The 16,631-nt window shown below is 73.4% G+C and carries 15 protein-coding genes; 4 read left to right on the forward strand and 11 right to left on the reverse strand.

Translation table 11 applies throughout. The annotated features are described in order from the left end of the window. Nucleotides 1–19: 19 nt before the first annotated feature. Nucleotides 20–1,498: an AlkA N-terminal domain-containing protein gene (locus ACZ7N4_RS13645; RefSeq protein WP_471357627.1), complete on the reverse strand. Its 1,479-nt coding sequence runs from the start codon at nt 1,496–1,498 to the stop codon at nt 20–22. 77 nt (nt 1,499–1,575) lie between these two features. Beyond that, nucleotides 1,576–2,430: a methylenetetrahydrofolate reductase gene (locus ACZ7N4_RS13650; protein ID WP_471357630.1), complete on the reverse strand. Its 855-nt coding sequence runs from the start codon at nt 2,428–2,430 to the stop codon at nt 1,576–1,578. A gap of 643 nt (nt 2,431–3,073) precedes the next feature. On the opposite strand from ACZ7N4_RS13650, the gene ACZ7N4_RS13655 reads away from it, so the two are divergent. After that, nucleotides 3,074–3,217 (forward strand): hypothetical protein, encoded by a 144-nt coding sequence (locus tag ACZ7N4_RS13655; protein ID WP_471357633.1) that lies wholly within the window; start codon nt 3,074–3,076, stop codon nt 3,215–3,217. A gap of 284 nt (nt 3,218–3,501) precedes the next feature. Here ACZ7N4_RS13655 and ACZ7N4_RS13660 read toward each other — a convergent pair whose 3' ends face one another. From ACZ7N4_RS13660 to ACZ7N4_RS13680, 5 genes are all read right to left on the reverse strand, one after another. Continuing rightward, nucleotides 3,502–3,954 (reverse strand): DUF7144 family membrane protein, encoded by a 453-nt coding sequence (locus tag ACZ7N4_RS13660; RefSeq protein ID WP_471357635.1) that lies wholly within the window; start codon nt 3,952–3,954, stop codon nt 3,502–3,504. 153 nt (nt 3,955–4,107) lie between these two features. Next, nucleotides 4,108–4,617 (reverse strand): O-acetyl-ADP-ribose deacetylase, encoded by a 510-nt coding sequence (locus ACZ7N4_RS13665; protein WP_471357638.1) that lies wholly within the window; start codon nt 4,615–4,617, stop codon nt 4,108–4,110. Further along, nucleotides 4,614–6,032 (reverse strand): phytoene desaturase family protein, encoded by a 1,419-nt coding sequence (locus tag ACZ7N4_RS13670; RefSeq protein WP_471357640.1) that lies wholly within the window; start codon nt 6,030–6,032, stop codon nt 4,614–4,616. Before ACZ7N4_RS13670 ends, ACZ7N4_RS13665 begins: the two co-directional genes overlap by 4 nt. An 89-nt stretch (nt 6,033–6,121) precedes the next feature. Next, nucleotides 6,122–6,967, reverse strand: a complete 846-nt coding sequence (locus ACZ7N4_RS13675; RefSeq protein ID WP_471357642.1) for an inositol monophosphatase family protein — start codon at nt 6,965–6,967, stop codon at nt 6,122–6,124. 262 nt (nt 6,968–7,229) lie between these two features. Further along, a complete protein-coding gene (locus tag ACZ7N4_RS13680) occupies nt 7,230–9,023 on the reverse strand; it encodes a gamma-glutamyltransferase family protein (RefSeq protein WP_471357644.1) in 1,794 nt (597 codons plus the stop codon). Nucleotides 9,024–9,140: 117 nt separating this feature from the next. Between ACZ7N4_RS13680 and ACZ7N4_RS13685 the strand changes: the two genes are divergently transcribed. From ACZ7N4_RS13685 to ACZ7N4_RS13695, 3 genes are all read left to right on the forward strand, one after another. Continuing rightward, the gene (locus ACZ7N4_RS13685) at nt 9,141–9,335 is read left to right on the forward strand and encodes a hypothetical protein (RefSeq protein WP_471357647.1); all 195 of its coding nucleotides are present in this window, start codon (nt 9,141–9,143) and stop codon (nt 9,333–9,335) included. Nucleotides 9,336–9,693: 358 nt separating this feature from the next. Then, complete coding sequence (locus ACZ7N4_RS13690) at nt 9,694–10,758, forward strand: lipoate--protein ligase family protein (RefSeq protein ID WP_471357649.1); 1,065 nt, start codon at nt 9,694–9,696, stop codon at nt 10,756–10,758. 183 nt (nt 10,759–10,941) lie between these two features. Next, entirely contained in the window at nt 10,942–11,613 is a 672-nt protein-coding gene (locus ACZ7N4_RS13695; protein ID WP_471357652.1) for a hypothetical protein, read from the forward strand. Between the two features lie 35 nt (nt 11,614–11,648). Here ACZ7N4_RS13695 and ACZ7N4_RS13700 read toward each other — a convergent pair whose 3' ends face one another. The 4 genes from ACZ7N4_RS13700 to ACZ7N4_RS13715 all read right to left on the reverse strand — a co-directional run bounded on the left by ACZ7N4_RS13700 (nt 11,649) and on the right by ACZ7N4_RS13715 (nt 16,587). Then, nucleotides 11,649–13,175: an NCS1 family nucleobase:cation symporter-1 gene (locus ACZ7N4_RS13700; RefSeq protein WP_471357655.1), complete on the reverse strand. Its 1,527-nt coding sequence runs from the start codon at nt 13,173–13,175 to the stop codon at nt 11,649–11,651. A gap of 117 nt (nt 13,176–13,292) precedes the next feature. Beyond that, nucleotides 13,293–14,312, reverse strand: coding sequence for a TIGR03842 family LLM class F420-dependent oxidoreductase (locus ACZ7N4_RS13705; RefSeq protein WP_471357658.1), 1,020 nt, complete (start codon nt 14,310–14,312; stop codon nt 13,293–13,295). A 6-nt stretch (nt 14,313–14,318) separates the two neighbouring features. After that, nucleotides 14,319–15,719: a dihydropyrimidinase gene (hydA, locus tag ACZ7N4_RS13710; protein WP_471357660.1), complete on the reverse strand. Its 1,401-nt coding sequence runs from the start codon at nt 15,717–15,719 to the stop codon at nt 14,319–14,321. A 25-nt stretch (nt 15,720–15,744) separates the two neighbouring features. Beyond that, nucleotides 15,745–16,587, reverse strand: coding sequence for a nitrilase-related carbon-nitrogen hydrolase (locus ACZ7N4_RS13715; protein ID WP_471357662.1), 843 nt, complete (start codon nt 16,585–16,587; stop codon nt 15,745–15,747). Nucleotides 16,588–16,631: the final 44 nt, after the last annotated feature.

Below are 16,631 nucleotides of genomic sequence, written 5' to 3' on the forward strand. Positions count from 1 at the left end.
CGAAGTCCTCGCGAGGTCCTTATACGGGCAGGAAGTTGATCGGGTGGCTGTCGGTCGCCCACAGGTACTGGACCGCGTAGGCCCGCCAGGGCCGCCAGGCCTCGGCGCGGGCGGTGAGCGCGGCCGGGGTGGCGGGCAGGCCCAGCTCCCCCGCGGCGCGCCGGATCCCGAGGTCGGTGGCGAGGAAGGCGTCGGGGTCGCCGAGGGCGCGCATGGCGATGACGTCGACCGTCCAGGGCCCGAAGCCGGGCAGGTCCAGGAGCCGGGCGCGGGCCTCCGCCCAGTCCGACTCCATCCCCAGGCGGAGTCCGCCGTCGGCGAGCTCACGGACGAGGGTGGTGAAGGTCGTGCGCCGGGTGCGGGGCATGGCCAGGGTGCCGGGGTCCACCGCGGCCAGTGCCTCGGGGGACGGGAAGAGGTGGGTGAGTCCGCCCTCGGGGTCGTCCAGGGGCTTGCCGTGGGCGGTGACCAGGCGGGCCGCGTGGGTGCGGGCGGCGGCCGTGGAGACCTGCTGGCCGAGGACGGCCCGGACGGCGAACTCGGCCTCGTCGACCGTGCGCGGCACGCGGCGGCCCGGTTCCTTGTCGACCAGGGGCGCGAGGAGGGGGTCCGTGCGCAGGTGGCCGTCGACCGCCACCGGGTCGGCGTCCAGGTCGAGCAGGCGCCGGCAGCGGTTGATGGCCACGGTCAGGTCGCGCAGGTCGCCGAGGGTGAGGCGGCAGGCGATGTGGTCGGGTCGGGGCGCGAGGGCGACGATGCCGTGCCCGTACGGCAGGCTGAGCGTGCGCCGGTAGGCGCCGTCCCGCCATTCCTCGACGCCGGGTACGGCGGTGGCGGCGAGGTGGCCGAAGAGGTTGGACGGGTTGAGCGGGGGGCGGAACGGCAGCCGCAGGGTGAGCACGCCCGGGGTGCCGGCACCGCTCTTGGGCGCACGGGCGCGCAGCTCGCCCGGCGGCAGGGCGAAGACCTCGCGGACGGTGTCGTTGAAGGTGCGGATGGAGGAGAAGCCGGCCGCGAACGCGATCTCCGCCATGGGCAGCGTGGTGGTCTCGACGAGCAGCCGCGCGGTCTGGGCCCGCTGGGCGCGGGCGAGCGCGAGGGGACCGGCGCCCAGCTCGGCGAGGAGCTGCCGCTCCACCTGCCGGGTGCTGTAGCCGAGCCGGGCGGCGAGTCCGGGTACGCCCTCGCGGTCCACGACCCCGTCGGCGATCAGCCGCATGGCCCGGGCCACCAGGTCGGCGCGCCGGTTCCACTCCGGGGAGCCGGGGCTGGTGTCGGGGCGGCAGCGCTTGCAGGCCCGGAAGCCGGCCTGCTGACAGGCGGCGGCGCTCGGGTGGAACGTCATGTTCTCCGGCTTGGGCGGTACGACCGGGCAGCTCGGCCGGCAGTAGATCCCCGTGGTCAGGACGGCCGTGAAGAACCAGCCGTCGAACCGCGCGTCCTTGGACCGCACGGCACGTACGCAGCGCTCCCGGTCGAGGTGCATCCCTGTCTGCATGGGTCAAGCATCGGCCACCGCGCGCCCCCGGCGCTGGCGGAAATCCGACACGTACGTGGGCCTGGCCAGGGAACCGGTCAGCCCCTGCTGACCGCGGGTGCGTCCTGGCGGAACCGGGTGATCCACTCGGCGGTGGCCCGCAGTCCGCCGAAGGTGTAGAAGTGCACCTTCACGGTGCCGTGCCGGTCGGGGTCGTACCGCTCGGCGAGCGTGCGCAGGAACCGGTCCGGGCCGGTCGTGCCCATGAGGTTGGTCAGCGAGAACCCGTACTTGCGGGCCACGGACGCGCTGGTGCCGACGCCGAACCGGGTGGCGTAGCCGAGCAGCCGGCGCACACCGGCCGGTCCGGGGACGCCGATGCGGACGGGCAGGTGCACGCCCCGCGCGCGGAGGGCCTCCAGCCAGGCGAGGACCGGGTCGACGTCGAAACCGAACTGGGTGATGACGTCCCCGGTGAACCGTTCCGCCCCGATGACCGCCGCCTTGTCGGTGAGCGCGGCCCACAGCGCCGGGTCGGCGATGCCGGGGTGGCCCTCGGGGTAGCCGGTGATGCCGACGTGCCGGACGCCGTGGCCGCGCAGCAGCCCGGTGCGCAGGACGGCGAGGGCGTCCTCGTAGGGGCCCTCGGGCCGGGCGGGGTCGCCGCCGACGAGGAACACGTTCCCGGCGGTGCCGTCGGCCGCCAGCCCGGCGAGGAACTCCTCCAGGGCGGGCCGGGAGGGCAGCCGGCGCGCGGAGATGTGCGGTACGGGGACGAAACCGAGCCGCTTGACCGCGCGGGCGGCCCGCAGCCGGGTGCCGGTGTCCTCGCCGGCCAGGAAGGTGATGTTGATCCGGGTGCCCGGCGGGATGCTGTCGCGGGCCTCTTCGAGACCGGGCACGTCCTTGCCGGTCATCTCCAGGGAGAAGTCGTCCAGCAGAGCGGGGTTCATCGTGTTTCTCGTGCTCCTCGTGCTCCTCGTGGGACGGTCCCGGACCCGGCCGATGATGTCACGCGGACTTGTGGACCTGGCATCCGGGCCGTCTCCGGCGCTGTCGCCGTACCGAGGGCCCGGCAGGGCGGGTGATCCCTGGTCCCCGGCCCGTTCACCGGGGAGGTCCTGCCGAGCGTTTCGACGTGCGTGCGGTTCCGGCGTGCGAGGAGACCCGGGCCGCGTTCCCCGAACCGGTCGCCGGCGCGCTCCACGCCACCGGCGTCCACGCCCCCGCCGACACCCGGCGGCGCGCTGCCGCGTACACCGGCCGGGCCCTGGCCCGGCCGGCGGGGACCGCCGAGGGCGAGTTCCCGGAGGTGCCGGCCCGGCGGCGGCCCTTCACCCGGACCGGGCTGCGTCCGGCGCGGTACCGGTCCGCCTCGGAGTCGCTGCCGTGCCGGCCGCGGAAGGAGGGCGCGCTGCGGCGGGTCTTTCACGGGCATGACGACGAGCGGCGAACGCCGGCGCGAGCTGCCGGAGCGGGCGGGCGACGGCGGCCTGGTCCCGGAGCACGACCGCGACGCCGAGCACCGCTGCGGGCCGCCCGCCGGTCCCCGCGCTGCGCGCCCTGCCGGCCGGCCGGGTCTGCCACCTGGGCAGCGTGTCGAAGCTGCTCGCGCCGGCGCCGGCGCCGCGGATCGGCCGGCTGGTGGCACCGGCCCGGTACCGTGCCGCGCTGACCGACGCCGAGCGCGTCAGCGACCTGGGCGGCGCGGTGCTGCGCAGCCGGTGCCGGCCAGTCTGATGGAGTCGGGTGAACCGGAGCGGCACCTCAGGACGGTGCGCGGACGCCCCCGCGGGCGCCCGGACGCGATGACCGCCGCCCTCGCCGAGCACCTCCCCGGTGCGCGGGCGCACGGAGCCGCGGCCGGCCCGCACCTGACGGTACGTACGCCTCGGCCGTGCCCGACACGGAGTTCGCCGCGGCCGCGCTCGCGCACGGCGTGGAGTGCCGGCCGCTCGTCGCGGAGGATGTGGCGCTGCCCGGCCGGGCGCTGCGCGTGCTGGGCTGGACCGGCCGTCCGGACCTCAGCTCGCCGCTTCCTGACGGGACGCCAGGGCCCAGATCACGAAGACGTCGATCGCCATCAGGACGAACGACCAGACGGGCTGGTAGGGAAGGAAGAGGAACTGGGCGATCAGGCTGAGCGAGACGAGGAACAGTCCGGCGAAGCGGGCCCAGGCCATGTCCATGAGCAGGCCGATGCCGGTCAGCAGGACCAGGGCGCCGATGATGATGTGGACCGTGCCCCAGCCGGTGAGGTTCATCTTGTAGACGTAGGCGCCGATGCGGAAGTACACGTCGTTCCCGGCTATCGCGGCGATTCCCTGGAGGATGGCGAGGATGCCGCTGCACGCCATCAGTACTCCGGCGAAGGTGACACCGCCCGTCACCCAGCCGCCGGTCCGGGCCCCGGGCTGCCGCGGTGGCCGCGAGCCGCCCGGGGAGGCGGGTCCGGTGGGCTGCGCTGCCTGGCTCATGAGCGTGTCCTTTCTGCTTCCCCCGTGCCGTCGGGACCGACCCGCTCGCGCGGAGCGGACGGGCACTCCGAGCGTTGGCCAGGCAGCGGCCGGGCGCATCGGGAACTACGCCGTTCGGGTGAGGCGGCGGCCCCACGCCGACCGTGGCGCGCGTCAGCCGGTGTGCCGGGCGAACGCGTCGTACGCACGGTCGTCGAAGAGGACGAACCGGACCTCTTCGACCGCCGTCGGCGTGTTCCGCACCGTCTCCACCGCGATGCGGGCCGCGTCGTCCATCGGCCACCGGTACACACCGGTGGAGATCGCCGGGAAGGCGACCGTCCGGGCGCCCAGCTCGTCGGCCACGCGGAGCGACTCCCGGTAGCAGGAGGCGAGCAGGGCGGGATCAGCGTCCGGCTCCTGGTGGACGGGGCCCACGGTGTGGATCACCCAGCGGGCGTCCAGCGCGCCCGCCGTGGTGGCGACGGCCTGGCCGGTGGGGAGGCCCTTGCCGTACCGGGAGGCGCGCAGGGCGCGGCACTCCTCCAGGATGGCGGGGCCGCCGCGGCGGTGGATCGCCCCGTCCACGCCTCCGCCGCCGAGGAGGGAGGAGTTGGCCGCGTTGACGATCGCGTCGGCGCGCTGCCGGGTGATGTCGCCGCGGACGAGGGTGATGGTGGTCATGTCTGCCTCAGTCTCCGCCAGACGGCCTTGGCCGCGTTGTGGCCCGACATGCCGTGCACACCGGGGCCGGGCGGGGTGGCCGAGGAGCAGATGAAGACGGCCGGGTGGGGGGTGTGGTACGGGAACAGGGAGAGTCTGGGGCGCAGCAGCAGCTGGAGTCCGGAGGCCGCGCCGCAGGCGATGTCGCCGCCGACGTAGTTGGCGTTGCGGGAGGCCATCTCGGCGGGGCCGGCGGTGGCACGGGCGAGCACCCGGTCGCGGAAGCCGGGGGCGAAACGCTCCAGCTGGCGTTCCATGGCGTCGGTGAGGTCGCCCGACCAGCTGTTGGGGACATGGCCGTAGGCCCAGAAGACGTGCTTGCCCTCGGGGGCGCGTCCGGGGTCGGCCACGCTGGGCTGCACGGTGATCATGAACGGCTTGTCGGGGGCGCGGCCCTCCCGGGAGGCGGCGCGCAGGGCGGTGCCGATCTCGGCCTGGGACGCGCCGATCTGGACGGTGCCGGCGGTGCGGGCCTCGGGCGCGGTCCACGGCACCGGGCCGTCCAGCGCGTAGTCGATCTTGAAGACGCTGGGGCCGTAGCGGTAGTTCGTGTAGTAGTCGCCGAAGCCGGCGATGCGGGCGAGCGCGGCGGGCGAGGTGTCGAAGACGTACGCGCGCGCGGGCGGCAGGTCGTCCAGCCGCTTGACCTCGTAGTCGGTGTGGACGGCGCCGCCGAGGTCGGTCAGGTAGGCGGCGAGGGCGTCGGAGATGGCCTGGGAGCCGCCGCGGGGCACCGGCCAGCCGCGGGCGTGCGCGGAGAGCGCGAAGACCAGTCCGATGGCGCTGGTGGCGAGACCGCCCAGCGGTGCCATCACATGGGCGACCAGACCGGCGAACAGGGCCTTCACCCGCTCGTCGTGGAAGCGGCGCATCAGCCAGGTGGACGGCGGGAGGCCGGCCAGGCCGAAGCGGGCCAGGGTGACGGGGTCGCGCGGGAGCGCGGTCAGCGGCAGGGACATGAAGTCCCGGACCAGGGTGTCCCATCGGGCGAGCAGCGGCTCGACCAGTCTGCGGTACGGGCCCGCGTCGCGCGGTCCGAAGGAGGCGGCGGTCTCGGCCACCGACCGGGACAGCACGGCCGCGCTGCCGTCCGAGAACGGGTGGGCCATCGGCAGCGGGGCGTGCAGCCACTCCAGGCCGTACCGGTCGAGGGGCATCGCGCGGAACGCCGGGGAGTTGACACCGAGGGGGTGCGCGGCCGAGCACGGGTCGTGCCGGAAGCCGGGCAGGGTCAGTTCCTCGGTGCGGGCACCGCCGCCCACGGTGGCCTTCGCCTCGAACAGGGCCACGGAGAAGCCGCGGCGGGCCAGCTCCACGGCTGCGGTCAGTCCGTTCGGCCCCGCACCCACCACGACCGCATCGAGCATCGACGGCACCTTCGGACCCCTTCGTCAGCCGACGGCCATTCGGGATCAGGATATGCCGGGGGACTGACACTCCCCCGGCCCGGGTGGCCCCTGAGGGCTCAGGCGGCCGTACGCAGCAGGCCGGTGATCCGGCGGGCGGTGGCCTCGTCCCGGGCGGCGGTGAACGGCAGGGCGTTGCCTCCGGTGACGCGGAACGGCTCGCCGCTCAGCGTGAGGTGCGTGCCGCCCGCCTCCTCGACCAGGAGCAGGCCGGCCGCGTGGTCCCAGGCGGCCTCCCAGGAGAAGGCCACGGCGTCCAGCTCGCCCCGGGCGACGGCGAGGTACTCCAGGCCCGCGGAGCCGCAGGGGCGTGGGGCGAGGCCGTCGGTCCACAGGGGGCGCAGGGCGCGCTTCTGGTCGTCGGTGGTGTAGTCCGGGTGGGAGGTGGCGACGACGAGGTCCCGGCCGGGGGCCGGCGCGCCCGCGGACAGCCGCCGCCCGTCGAGGAAGGCGCCCTGTCCGCGGACGGCGGTGGCGAACTGGTCGCGCGCCGCCGCGTAGGTCCAGGAGGCGAGCACGACGCCGCGGTGCACGAGCGCCACCAGGGTGCAGAAGCCGTCGTCGCCGTGCACGAACTGGCGGGTGCCGTCCACCGGATCGACGATCCAGACCGGCGTGTCGCCCTGGAGCGCCCCGTAGACCGCCGGGTCGGCGTGCACCGCCTCCTCGCCGACGACCACCGATCCGGGCAGCAGGGAGCCGAGGTCCTCGGTGAGCCGCAGCTCGGCGAGGCGGTCGGCGTCCGTCACCAGGTCGTGCGGGCCGCTCTTCCGGTCGACCTCGTGTGCGGCCAGGCAGCGGAAGCGGGGCAGGATCTCGGCCGCGGCGGCCTTGCGGACCGCCTCCTCCACGTCGGCCGAGCAGCGGGCGAGAAACTCCTCGATGGTTTCCGTTTCTTCGATCATGTGCCCCATGAGAGCACGCCCCACTGACAATCCCCGCCGCCGGCCCGTGGACGCGGGGTGGAATCCGGATGAAGAGCGGGGGCGGCGCCGTCGCCGGACGAGTCTCGTGGGGCCCTCGGGCGCGGAGGGGGCGGGAGCGGGCAGCGGAGCACGGGGAGGCCGCTGCCGGCGAAGGCGGGCGCGGGGCCGGTCCCGTCGGCGTACGGCGGCACGGGACCGGCACGGCCGGCGGCCGGCCCCGGTGCCGTCGTCAGCGGCCCGCTCAGCGGCCCACCGCGTAGCCCTGCATCCCGCGCGGGTTGGCCGCCGCCGACAGGACGCCTGTCTCCGGGTCCCTGGCCACCGCGCACAGCCGCCCCTCGGACCAGGCGGGGCCGAGGGTGACGTCGTGGCCGCGCCGCCGTAGCTCCTCGATCACCGCGGGGTCGGTGCGGGACTCCAGGGTCACACTGCCGGGGCGGCGGCCGCGCGGGTGGAAGGAGCTGGGGAAGCTGTCGTTGTGCCAGTTCGGGGCGTCGATGGCGCCCTGCAGGTCGAGGCCGCCGCGGACGGGGGCGCGCAGGACCGCGGCGAGGAAGAAGTGCAGCTGCCACTGGTCCTGCTGGTCGCCGCCGGGCGTGCCGAACGCCATGACCGGTACGCCGTCGCGCAGCGCGAGGGACGGGGTGAGGGTGGTGCGGGGCCGGCGGCCGGGGGTGAGCGAGCCCGGCAGGCCCTCCTCCAGCCAGGTCATCTGCAGCCGGGTGCCGAGGGGGAAGCCCAGCTCGGGGACGACGGGGTTGGACTGGAGCCAGCCCCCGCTGGGCGTGGCCGCGATCATGTTGCCCCAGCGGTCGACGACGTCCAGGTGGCAGGTGTCGCCGCGGGTCGTTCCGTCGGCGGCGACGGTCGGCTCACCGGCGCCCATCGGGTCGAAGCCGGGCCCGGTGCCGTCCGGCACGCGCGCGTGTGCGAGCGCGGGCAGCCGCGGGATGCGTCCGCCGGGGCTGCCGGGCCGCAGTCCGTGGTCGGCCTTCTCGCCGACGAGGGACCGCCGTACGGCGTTGTAGTCGTCCGACAGCAGGTCCGCGAGGGGGACCTCGGCGGCGTCGCCGTACCAGGCCTCGCGGTCGGCCATGGCGAGTTTGCAGCCCTCGATCAGCAGGTGGACGTAGTCGGCGGAGCCGTGGGCGGGCAGCTCGGGCGGGAGCAGGGCGAGTTGCTGGAGCAGGACGGGGCCCTGGCTCCAGGGGCCGGCCTTGCACACGGTCCAGCCGTTCCAGTCGTACGTCACCGGGGTCTCGTAAGTCGCCGACCAGCCGGCGAGGTCGGCCTCGGTGAGCGTGCCGGTGTGCCGCTCGCCGCTGGTGTCCATGGTGGGCCGCCGGGACTGCCGTACGAGGGCCTCGGCGATGAAGCCGGAGCGCCACACCTCGCGCGCGGCGTCGATCCGGGCCTCCCGCCCGCGCGCGTGGGCGGCCTCGGCCAGCAGTCGCTTCCAGGTGGCGGCGAGGGCGGGGTTGCGCAGCAGGGCGCCGGGGCGGGGTGCCCGGCCGCCGGGCAGGTACACCTCGGCGGAGGAGGTCCACTCGGTCTCGAACAACCGCCGTACGCTGTCGACGGTCAGACCGACGTTCTCCACCGGCGGGTGCCCGTGTTCCGCGTACCCGATGGCGTACTTCAGGACGTCGTCCAGGGGTTTGGTGCCGTGGTCGCGCAGGAGCAGCAGCCAGGCGTCGAAGGCGCCGGGCACGGCGGCGGCGAGCGGTCCGGTACCCGGTACGAGGTCCAGTCCGAGCCCGCGGTAGTGGGCCGCCGTGGCGCCCGCCGGGGCCACGCCCTGCCCGCACAGCACGCGCACCTCGCCGCCGGCCGGGGCGAGCAGGATCGGCACCTCTCCGGCCGGCCCGTTGAGGTGCGGCTCCACGACGTGGAGCACGAACGCGCCGGCGACGGCCGCGTCGAAGGCGTTGCCGCCGTCCTCCAGGACCGCCATCGCCGACTGGGAGGCGAGCCAGTGGGTGGAGGAGACCATGCCGAAAGTCCCTCCGAGAGTGGGGCGGGTCGTGAATTCCATATCTCACCTCGGAGTTCGCGGGTGCCGGGAGAACGCCGGCACGGTCACAGTGGTGGTGCGCGTCGGTGGTGGACCTTGATCCGAGGATGGGCCCCAACAGGCAGGAGAGGAAAGGCGGTGAACGGAAACGATCGCGAGTGGCCCGGCTTCGTGGACGCTACCGGTCCCGCCGAGGAACAGGAGCACGGAACCGAATCCCTCCGGCTGCGCGGGCCGAGCCGGAAGATCGCCGCCGCGCTCCGGACGCTGCTGGGGATCCTGTCGCCGATGGAGGAGTGCGCGCGCATGGCCCACACGCTGAAGGAGGCCTGACCGTCCGGCCACCCGACCGCCTGACCACCTCGCCACCTCGCACCTCCCCACCTCACACTCCCCACCTGGTCACTTCGCCCCCGGCCACCTGGCCGCCTGAGCCCCGTGCCGCCCGGCGCTGCGGACCCGGCCGACGGACTCGACCGGTCCGGAGCGTGCCGGCCGGCCCCCACGCTCCCGGGCGGCCCGGACCGTCCCGACGGCCCGGCCCCTCCGCCCGGCGGCCGGGACGGCGGGGTCCCTGCCGGCCGCGGTGCGGGGCGAGTCGTCCGGTGCGCGGCGAGTCGTCCGGTGCGTCCGGGAACACCCCGGCCGGGCCGGACGTTGATCTCGTGCGGCAGGAACGGAGGCGTGGGAAGTGCACGGTGAGTACAAGGTGCCCGGCGGCAAGCTCGTCGTCGTGGACGTGGACGTCGAGGACGGCGTGCTGCGGCGGGTGCGTGTGGCGGGGGACTTCTTCCTGGAGCCGGACGAGGCGCTGGACGCGGTGAACGGCGCGCTGGAGGGCGCCCCCGCGGACACCGACGCGGCGGGGCTGGCCGCGCGGATCGACGCGGCGCTCCCCGCGGGGACGGTGATGTACGGCCTGACCTCGGAGGGCGTCGGCATCGCGGTGCGCCGGGCGCTCGCGCACGCCACGGACTGGACGGACTACGACTGGCAGCTGATCCACGAGGCCGCGCAGCCGCCGGCCCTGCACATGGCGCTGGACGAGGTGCTGACCGCCGAGGTGGCCGCGGGCCGGCGGCCTCCGACGCTGCGGGTGTGGGAGTGGGGCGCCCCGGCGGTGATCATCGGCAGTTTCCAGTCGCTGCGCAACGAGGTGGACCCGGAGGGCGCCGCCCGGCACGGCGTCGAGGTGGTGCGGCGGATCTCCGGCGGCGGCGCGATGTTCGTGGAGCCGGGCAACACGATCACCTACTCGCTGTCGGTGCCCGAGTCCCTCGTGCAGGGCCTGTCCTTCCAGGACAGCTACGCCTATCTGGACGACTGGGTGCTGGGCGCCCTCGGCGACATGGGGATCCGCGCCTGGTACCAGCCGCTGAACGACATCGCCACGGACCAGGGCAAGATCGCGGGCGCGGCGCAGAAGCGGATCGTCGGACCGGACGGCGGCCCGGGCGCGGTGCTGCACCACGTGACCATGTCGTACGACATCGACGCGGACAAAATGGTAGAGGTGCTGCGGATCGGGCGGGAGAAGCTGTCCGACAAGGGGACGAGGAGCGCAAAGAAGCGGGTCGATCCGCTGCGGCGGCAGACGGGGTTGCCCCGGGAGGCCGTCATCGACCGGATGATCGAGTCCTTCCGCGCGCGCTACGGCCTGGCGCCGGGCAGGGTGACCGACGCCGAACTGGTCCGCGCGGAGGAGCTGGCGCGCACCAAGTTCACCTCCGCACAGTGGACGGCGAGGGTGCCGTAGCCCGCGAACGGCGAGCGGGGGCACGGTAGATAAGGGGCAAAGACGGACAGCGGGCGCGAGCCGTCGTGACCGCCCGGGCACGGAGCGCGTTGGCACTTCCGCCCCACAGGCAGGCATGTGACACTGTCGTCCCCGTCCACCCTGCGGACCTCTCCGCACCCCCTCCCCCACGAGAAGTGCGCCGTGCGTTCCCTTCCTCTGCCGCTCACCCTCACCGCGCGTCTGTCGCCGGTCGCGGTGCTCGCCTGCGCCGGCTGGGCGCTGTCGTCCGGACCGGCCGCACCGCCGGCCGCGGCCGTGCACCAGACGGCCGGGAAGGCGCCTGCCGCGCCCTCCTCCGCTGCCCCGTCGTCGTCCTCCGGGGCGGCGAAGACGTACTCCACCGCGCCCTCCCCCTGCGTCGCGGTGCCCGCGGCCACGGTCAAGTCGCTGGTCCCGGGCGCGAAGACGGCCGGCAAGGAGATCCCGTCCACCGACACCGCGCTGCGCCGCACCTGCTCCTGGAACGCCCTCAAGGGCTACGACTACCGCTGGCTCGACGTGTCGTATGAGATCGCCGAGTCGGCCGACGCGGCCGGGAAGGAGTACGGGCAGCGGGTCGCCGAGAAGAGCGGCGGCGGGACCGTGCCGGGGCTCGGGGACAGCGCCTACTCCGTCGTGAACCTCACCACGGAGGACAAGCAGCAGACCCGTGAGGGCGTGGTCATGGTGCGCGCAGCCAACGCACTCGTCGTCGTCACCTACAACGGCAGCGACTTCGAGACCAGGAAGGCCCCCGACACGGACGAGATCAACAAGGGGGCCATCAAGGCGGCGAAGTCCGCGGTGGCCGCGCTGGGCGGCGGCCAGGGCTGAACCGTACGCCGGCGGGCCGGGACCGGGCGTCGTCGTCAGGGTGAGGCCGGTCGCGGGGGTACGAGCCGGGTCAGGGTCAGGTACAGCACCAGTGAGGTGGCCAGGCCCACCGCCCAGCCGTAGTCGGCGAGGGAGGCCAGCGCGGGGACGGGGCGTCCGTCGATCAGGGGCCGGAAGTCCGCGCCGCCGACCGCCAGGACACCGCCGGCCAGGAAGGCGACGACCGCCCGCCAGTTCCAGCCGCCCGCGTACCAGTAGCGTCCGCCCTGCCGGTACAGGTCGGCGAGGTCCAGCCGGGTGCGGCGCAGCAGCCAGTAGTCCGCGACGAGGATGCCCGCGACCGTGCCGAGGAGCCCGCCGACCAGGCCCAGCCAGGTGAAGATGTAGCCCTGCGGGTCGGAGTACAGCTTCCACGGGCAGATCAGCACGGCGAGGACCGCGGTGATCAGGGCGCCGGTGCGGAAACCGACCTTCCTGGGGGCGACGTTGGAGAAGTCGAAGGCCGGGGAGACGAGGTTCGCCGCGATGTTCACGGACAGGGTGGCCACGAGGACGGTCACGAGCGCGTAGAGCAGCCCGGCCGCGTTGTCCGTCTTCGCCGCCAACTGCACCGGGTCCCAGACCGGTTCGCCGTACACCGCCTGCGAGCCGGAGGTGACCAGCACGGAGAGGAACGCGAAGAGGGTCATCGTGGTCGGCAGGCCGAGGGCCTGGCCCCAGGTCTGCGCCCGCTGGCTCCTGCCGTAGCGGGTGAAGTCGGGGATGTTCAGCGACAACGTGGACCAGAAGCCGATCATGCCCATGAGGGAAGGCCAGAACAGCTTCCAGAAGTCGCCGCCCCAGCCCAGCTTCGACGGCTGGTCGAAGAGCGGGCCGAAGCCGCCGGCCTTGCCGCTCATCCACCCCAACATGACGAACGCGCCGACGAGGACGAAGGGCGCGGCCCAGTTCTCGAAGCGGCGGACGGTCTCCATGCCGCGGTGGATGATCGCGACCTGGACCGCCCAGAAGAGCGCGAAGGACAGCCACATGGTCCAGGCGTGTCCGCCGATGTGCGAGGCGTTCCGCCAGCCCTCGCCGATCAGTTTCCCGGCGAGGAAGTAGATCGCCTCGCCGCCGATCCAGGTCTGGATGCCGAACCAGCCGCACGCCACCAACGCCCGGACCACGGCGGGCAGGTTGGCGCCGCGCACGCCGAAGGAGGCCCGGGCGAAGACCGGGAAGGGGATGCCGTACTTGGGGCCCGCGTGCCCGGTCAGCAGCATCGGCACCAGGACGACCAGGTTGGCGAGGGCGATGGTGAACACCGCCTGCTTCCAGTCCATGCCCACGGCGATCAGCCCGGACGCCAGGGTCCAGGAGGCGGTGTTGTGGGCCATGCCGACCCACAGGGCGGAGAAGTTGTACGTGGTCCAGGTGCGCCCCGCGGCAGGGACCGGGAGGAGGTCCTCGTTGGCGTAGGGGCCGCTGGGCGGCGGTGTGCCGGGGGCGAGTTCCACGCGCCCGTCGGGGAGGGTGACCTGGCCGGATATCGGTACGGCGGTGGGAGCGGTGTCGGTCATGGGCTGGCCAATCGGGGAGGGAGGGATCGGGAATGGCCGTGGGGGCACCAGCCCCCTCCCCGGGACGGCGGGGAGGGGGGACCAGGAGGGGCGCGGGGGGGGGTCGGGGAGCGGGGGTCAGGAGTTGACGGCCGGGATCACCCGTGTTCCGTAGGCGTCGATGGTGGCTTCCTGGGCGTCGTGCATGTCGTACACCGCGAACTGGTCGACGCCCAGGGCGCGCAGCGCGGTGAGTTTCTCGATGTGTTTCGCGACCGGGCCGATGACGCAGAAGCGGTCCACGATCTCGTCGGGCACGAAGGCGGTGTCCGGGTTGCCGCTGCGTCCGTGGTGGGCGTAGTCGTAGCCCTGCCGGGCCCTGATGTAGTCGGTGAGTTCCTCGGGCACCCGGTCGGAGTGCTCACCGTACTTGGCGACCAGGTCGGCGACGTGGTTGCCGACCATGCCGCCGAACCAGCGGCACTGGTCGCGGGCGTGCGCGAGGGCCTCGGGCGAGTCGTCCTCGGTGACGTAGGCCGGGGCGGCGACGCAGATCGTCACCTCGGACGGGTCACGGCCGGCGGCGACGGCGGCGTCCTTGACGGCCTTCACCATGTACTCGGTCAGGTACAGGTCGGCGAGCTGGAGGATGAACCCGTCGGCCTCCTCGCCGGTCATCTTCAGTGCCTTCGGCCCGTACGCGGCCATCCAGACGGGGAGTTCGGCGCCCTCCCTGATCCACGGGAAGCGGATCTTCGTGCCGCCGAGGTCGGCCTCCTCGCCGCGGCCGAGGGCGCGGATGACCTTCATGGCCTCGCTGATCCGGGCGAGGGTGTTGGGTTTGCGGCCCGCGACGCGCATCGCGGAGTCGCCGCGGCCGATGCCGCAGACGGTGCGGTTGCCGAACATGTCGTTGAGGGTGGCGAACGTGGAGGCGGTGACCTCCCAGGTGCGGGTGCCCGGGTTGGTGACCATCGGGCCGACCGTCAGCCTCTGTGTGTTCGCCAGGATCTGGCTGTAGATCACGAACGGTTCCTGCCACAGCACGGCCGAGTCGAAGGTCCAGCCGTAGCGGAAGCCGTTGCGCTCGGCCCGTTTCATCAGGCTGACGACGCGCGAGGCGGGCGGGTCGGTCTGGAGGACGAGTCCGAAGTCCATGGGGCGTCACTCCTGGTTCAGGTACTGACAGGTGGCGCGCGGGGTGAAGACGCCGTGTCCGGCGCGTCCGGCGTACTCCCGCTGGTCGATGACGAGTTCACCGCGCGACAGCACCGTCTCGACACGGCCGGTGACCCGCTTGCCCTCGTACGCGGAGTAGTCGACGTTCATGTGGTGGGTCGCGGCGGACATCACCTGTTCGGCGTGCGGGTCGTAGATGACGACGTCCGCGTCGGCGCCCGGGGTGATGGTGCCCTTCTTCGGGTACAGGCCGAACATCCGGGCCGGGGTGGCGCAGGCGATCTCGATCCAGCGGCGGCGCGAGATGTGTCCGTCCACGACGGCCTGGTGGAGCAGGTCCATGCGGTTCTCGACGCCCGGCAGACCGTTGGGGATCTTCGAGAAGTCGCCGCGGCCGAGTTCCTTCTGGCCGGTGAAGCAGAAGGGGCAGTGGTCGGTGGAGACCACCTGGAGGTCGTTGGTGCGCAGGCCCTGCCACAGCCTGGCCTGGTGCTCGCGGGGCCGCAGCGGGGTGCTGCACACGTACTTGGCGCCCTCGAAGCCGGGTTCGGCGAGGTTGTCGGTGGACAGGAAGAGGTACTGCGGGCAGGTCTCGCCGAAGACGTTCAGCCCCTCGTCGCGGGCCCGCGCCAGCTCGGCGACCGCCTCCGTCGCGGAGACGTGCACGACGTACAGGGGGGCGCCGGCGACCTGGGCGAGGCGGATGGCCCGGTGGGTGGCCTCGGCCTCCAGCAGGGCCTTGCGGACCTCGCCGTGGTGGCGCGGGTCGGTCTCGCCCCGGGCCAGCGCCTGTTCCACGAGCACGTCGATGGCGATGCCGTTCTCGGCGTGCATCATGATCAGCCCGCCGTTCCCGGCGGCGCGCTGCATGGCGCGCAGGATCTGCCCGTCGTCGCTGTAGAAGACCCCGGGATACGCCATGAACTGCTTGAACGAGGTGACGCCCTCCTCGATCAGATGATCCATCTCCTTGAGCGTCTCCTCGTTCACATCGGAGACGATCATGTGGAAGGCGTAGTCGATCGCGCAGTTTCCCTCGGCCTTGGCGTGCCAGGTGTCCAGGCCCTCGCGCAGGGTGTGGCCGACGCTCTGCACCGCGAAGTCGACGATGGTCGTCGTACCGCCCCAGGCGGCGGCCCGGGTGCCGGTCTCGAAGGTGTCGGAGGCGTGGGTGCCGCCGAACGGCAGCTCCATGTGGGTGTGGGCGTCGACGCCGCCCGGGATGACGTACCTGCCGGTGGCGTCGATGGTGCGGTCCGCGCTCCAGCTCTGGGAACCGGGCGTGGCGAGGGCGGCGATGCGGCCGTCCTCGATGAGGACGTCGGCGTGGATCTCGTCGGACGCGGTGATGACGAGACCACCGCGGATGACGGTACGGCTGCTCATGCTGCTCCCTCTGTCGACGGTGCCGTCAGGGCGCGGTCAGCGGTCCGTAGGCCCCCGGCGCCCGGTCGCGGTAGAACTGCCAGCGGTCGCGGACCTCGCGGAGTGCGGCCAGGTCCAGGTCGCGGACGACGAGTTCGGTCTCCTTGTCGCTTGCGACCTCGCCCACGAACCGGGCCTCCGGGTCCACGAAGTAGGTGGTCCCGTAGAAGTCGTTGTCGCCGAGGTCCTCCACGCCGACCCGGTTGATCGCGCCGACGAAGTACTCGTTGGCGACGGCCGCCGCCGGCTGTTCCAGCTGCCACAGGTAGCGGGACAGGCCGCGTGAGGTGGCCGAGGGGTTGAAGACGATCTCGGCGCCGGCGAGGCCGAGCGCCCGCCAGCCCTCCGGGAAGTGGCGGTCGTAGCAGATGTAGACGCCGATCCGGCCGGCGGCGGTGTCGAAGACGGGCCAGCCGCTGTTGCCCGGGCGGAAGTAGAACTTCTCCCAGAATCCCCGGACCTGCGGGATGTGCGTCTTGCGGTACTTGCCGAGGTAGGAGCCGTCCGCGTCGATCACGGCGGCGGTGTTGTAGAGGACGCCCGGCTGCTCCTCCTCGTACATGGGCAGGACCAGGACGATGCCCAGTTCGCGGGCGAGGGACTGGAAGCGCCGCACGGTCGGGCCCTGGGGGATCCGCTCGGCGTACTCGTAGAACGCCTTGTCCTGGACCTGGCAGAAGTAGGGGCCGTAGAACAGCTCCTGGAAGCAGAGGACCTGGGCGCCCTGGGCGGCGGCGTCGCGGGCCGCCTGCTCGTGCACCCGGATCATGGACTCCTTGTCGCCCGTCCAGGCGGTCTGGAAGAGGGCGGCACGGATCACTCGGCTCATCGTGACCTCCGGTAGCTCGGTGTGCGCTGAGCGTAGGTAGCCCG

The sequence above is a fragment of the Streptomyces sp. NPDC107654 genome (assembly GCF_055639035.1).

Excerpts from the sequence above, each read along its gene's own strand:
- ACZ7N4_RS13645 (WP_471357627.1), bottom strand. The coding sequence starts at position 1,498 with ATGCAGACAGGGATGCACCTCGACCGGGAGCGCTGCGTACGTGCCGTG.
- ACZ7N4_RS13665 (WP_471357638.1), bottom strand. The coding sequence starts at position 4,617 with ATGACCACCATCACCCTCGTCCGCGGCGACATCACCCGGCAGCGCGCC.
- hydA (WP_471357660.1), bottom strand. The coding sequence starts at position 15,719 with ATGAGCAGCCGTACCGTCATCCGCGGTGGTCTCGTCATCACCGCGTCC.
- ACZ7N4_RS13705 (WP_471357658.1), bottom strand. The coding sequence starts at position 14,312 with ATGGACTTCGGACTCGTCCTCCAGACCGACCCGCCCGCCTCGCGCGTC.
- ACZ7N4_RS13700 (WP_471357655.1), bottom strand. The coding sequence starts at position 13,175 with ATGACCGACACCGCTCCCACCGCCGTACCGATATCCGGCCAGGTCACC.
- ACZ7N4_RS13660 (WP_471357635.1), bottom strand. The coding sequence starts at position 3,954 with ATGAGCCAGGCAGCGCAGCCCACCGGACCCGCCTCCCCGGGCGGCTCG.
- ACZ7N4_RS13715 (WP_471357662.1), bottom strand. The coding sequence starts at position 16,587 with ATGAGCCGAGTGATCCGTGCCGCCCTCTTCCAGACCGCCTGGACGGGC.
- ACZ7N4_RS13680 (WP_471357644.1), bottom strand. The coding sequence starts at position 9,023 with ATGGAATTCACGACCCGCCCCACTCTCGGAGGGACTTTCGGCATGGTC.
- ACZ7N4_RS13675 (WP_471357642.1), bottom strand. The coding sequence starts at position 6,967 with ATGATCGAAGAAACGGAAACCATCGAGGAGTTTCTCGCCCGCTGCTCG.
- ACZ7N4_RS13650 (WP_471357630.1), bottom strand. The coding sequence starts at position 2,430 with ATGAACCCCGCTCTGCTGGACGACTTCTCCCTGGAGATGACCGGCAAG.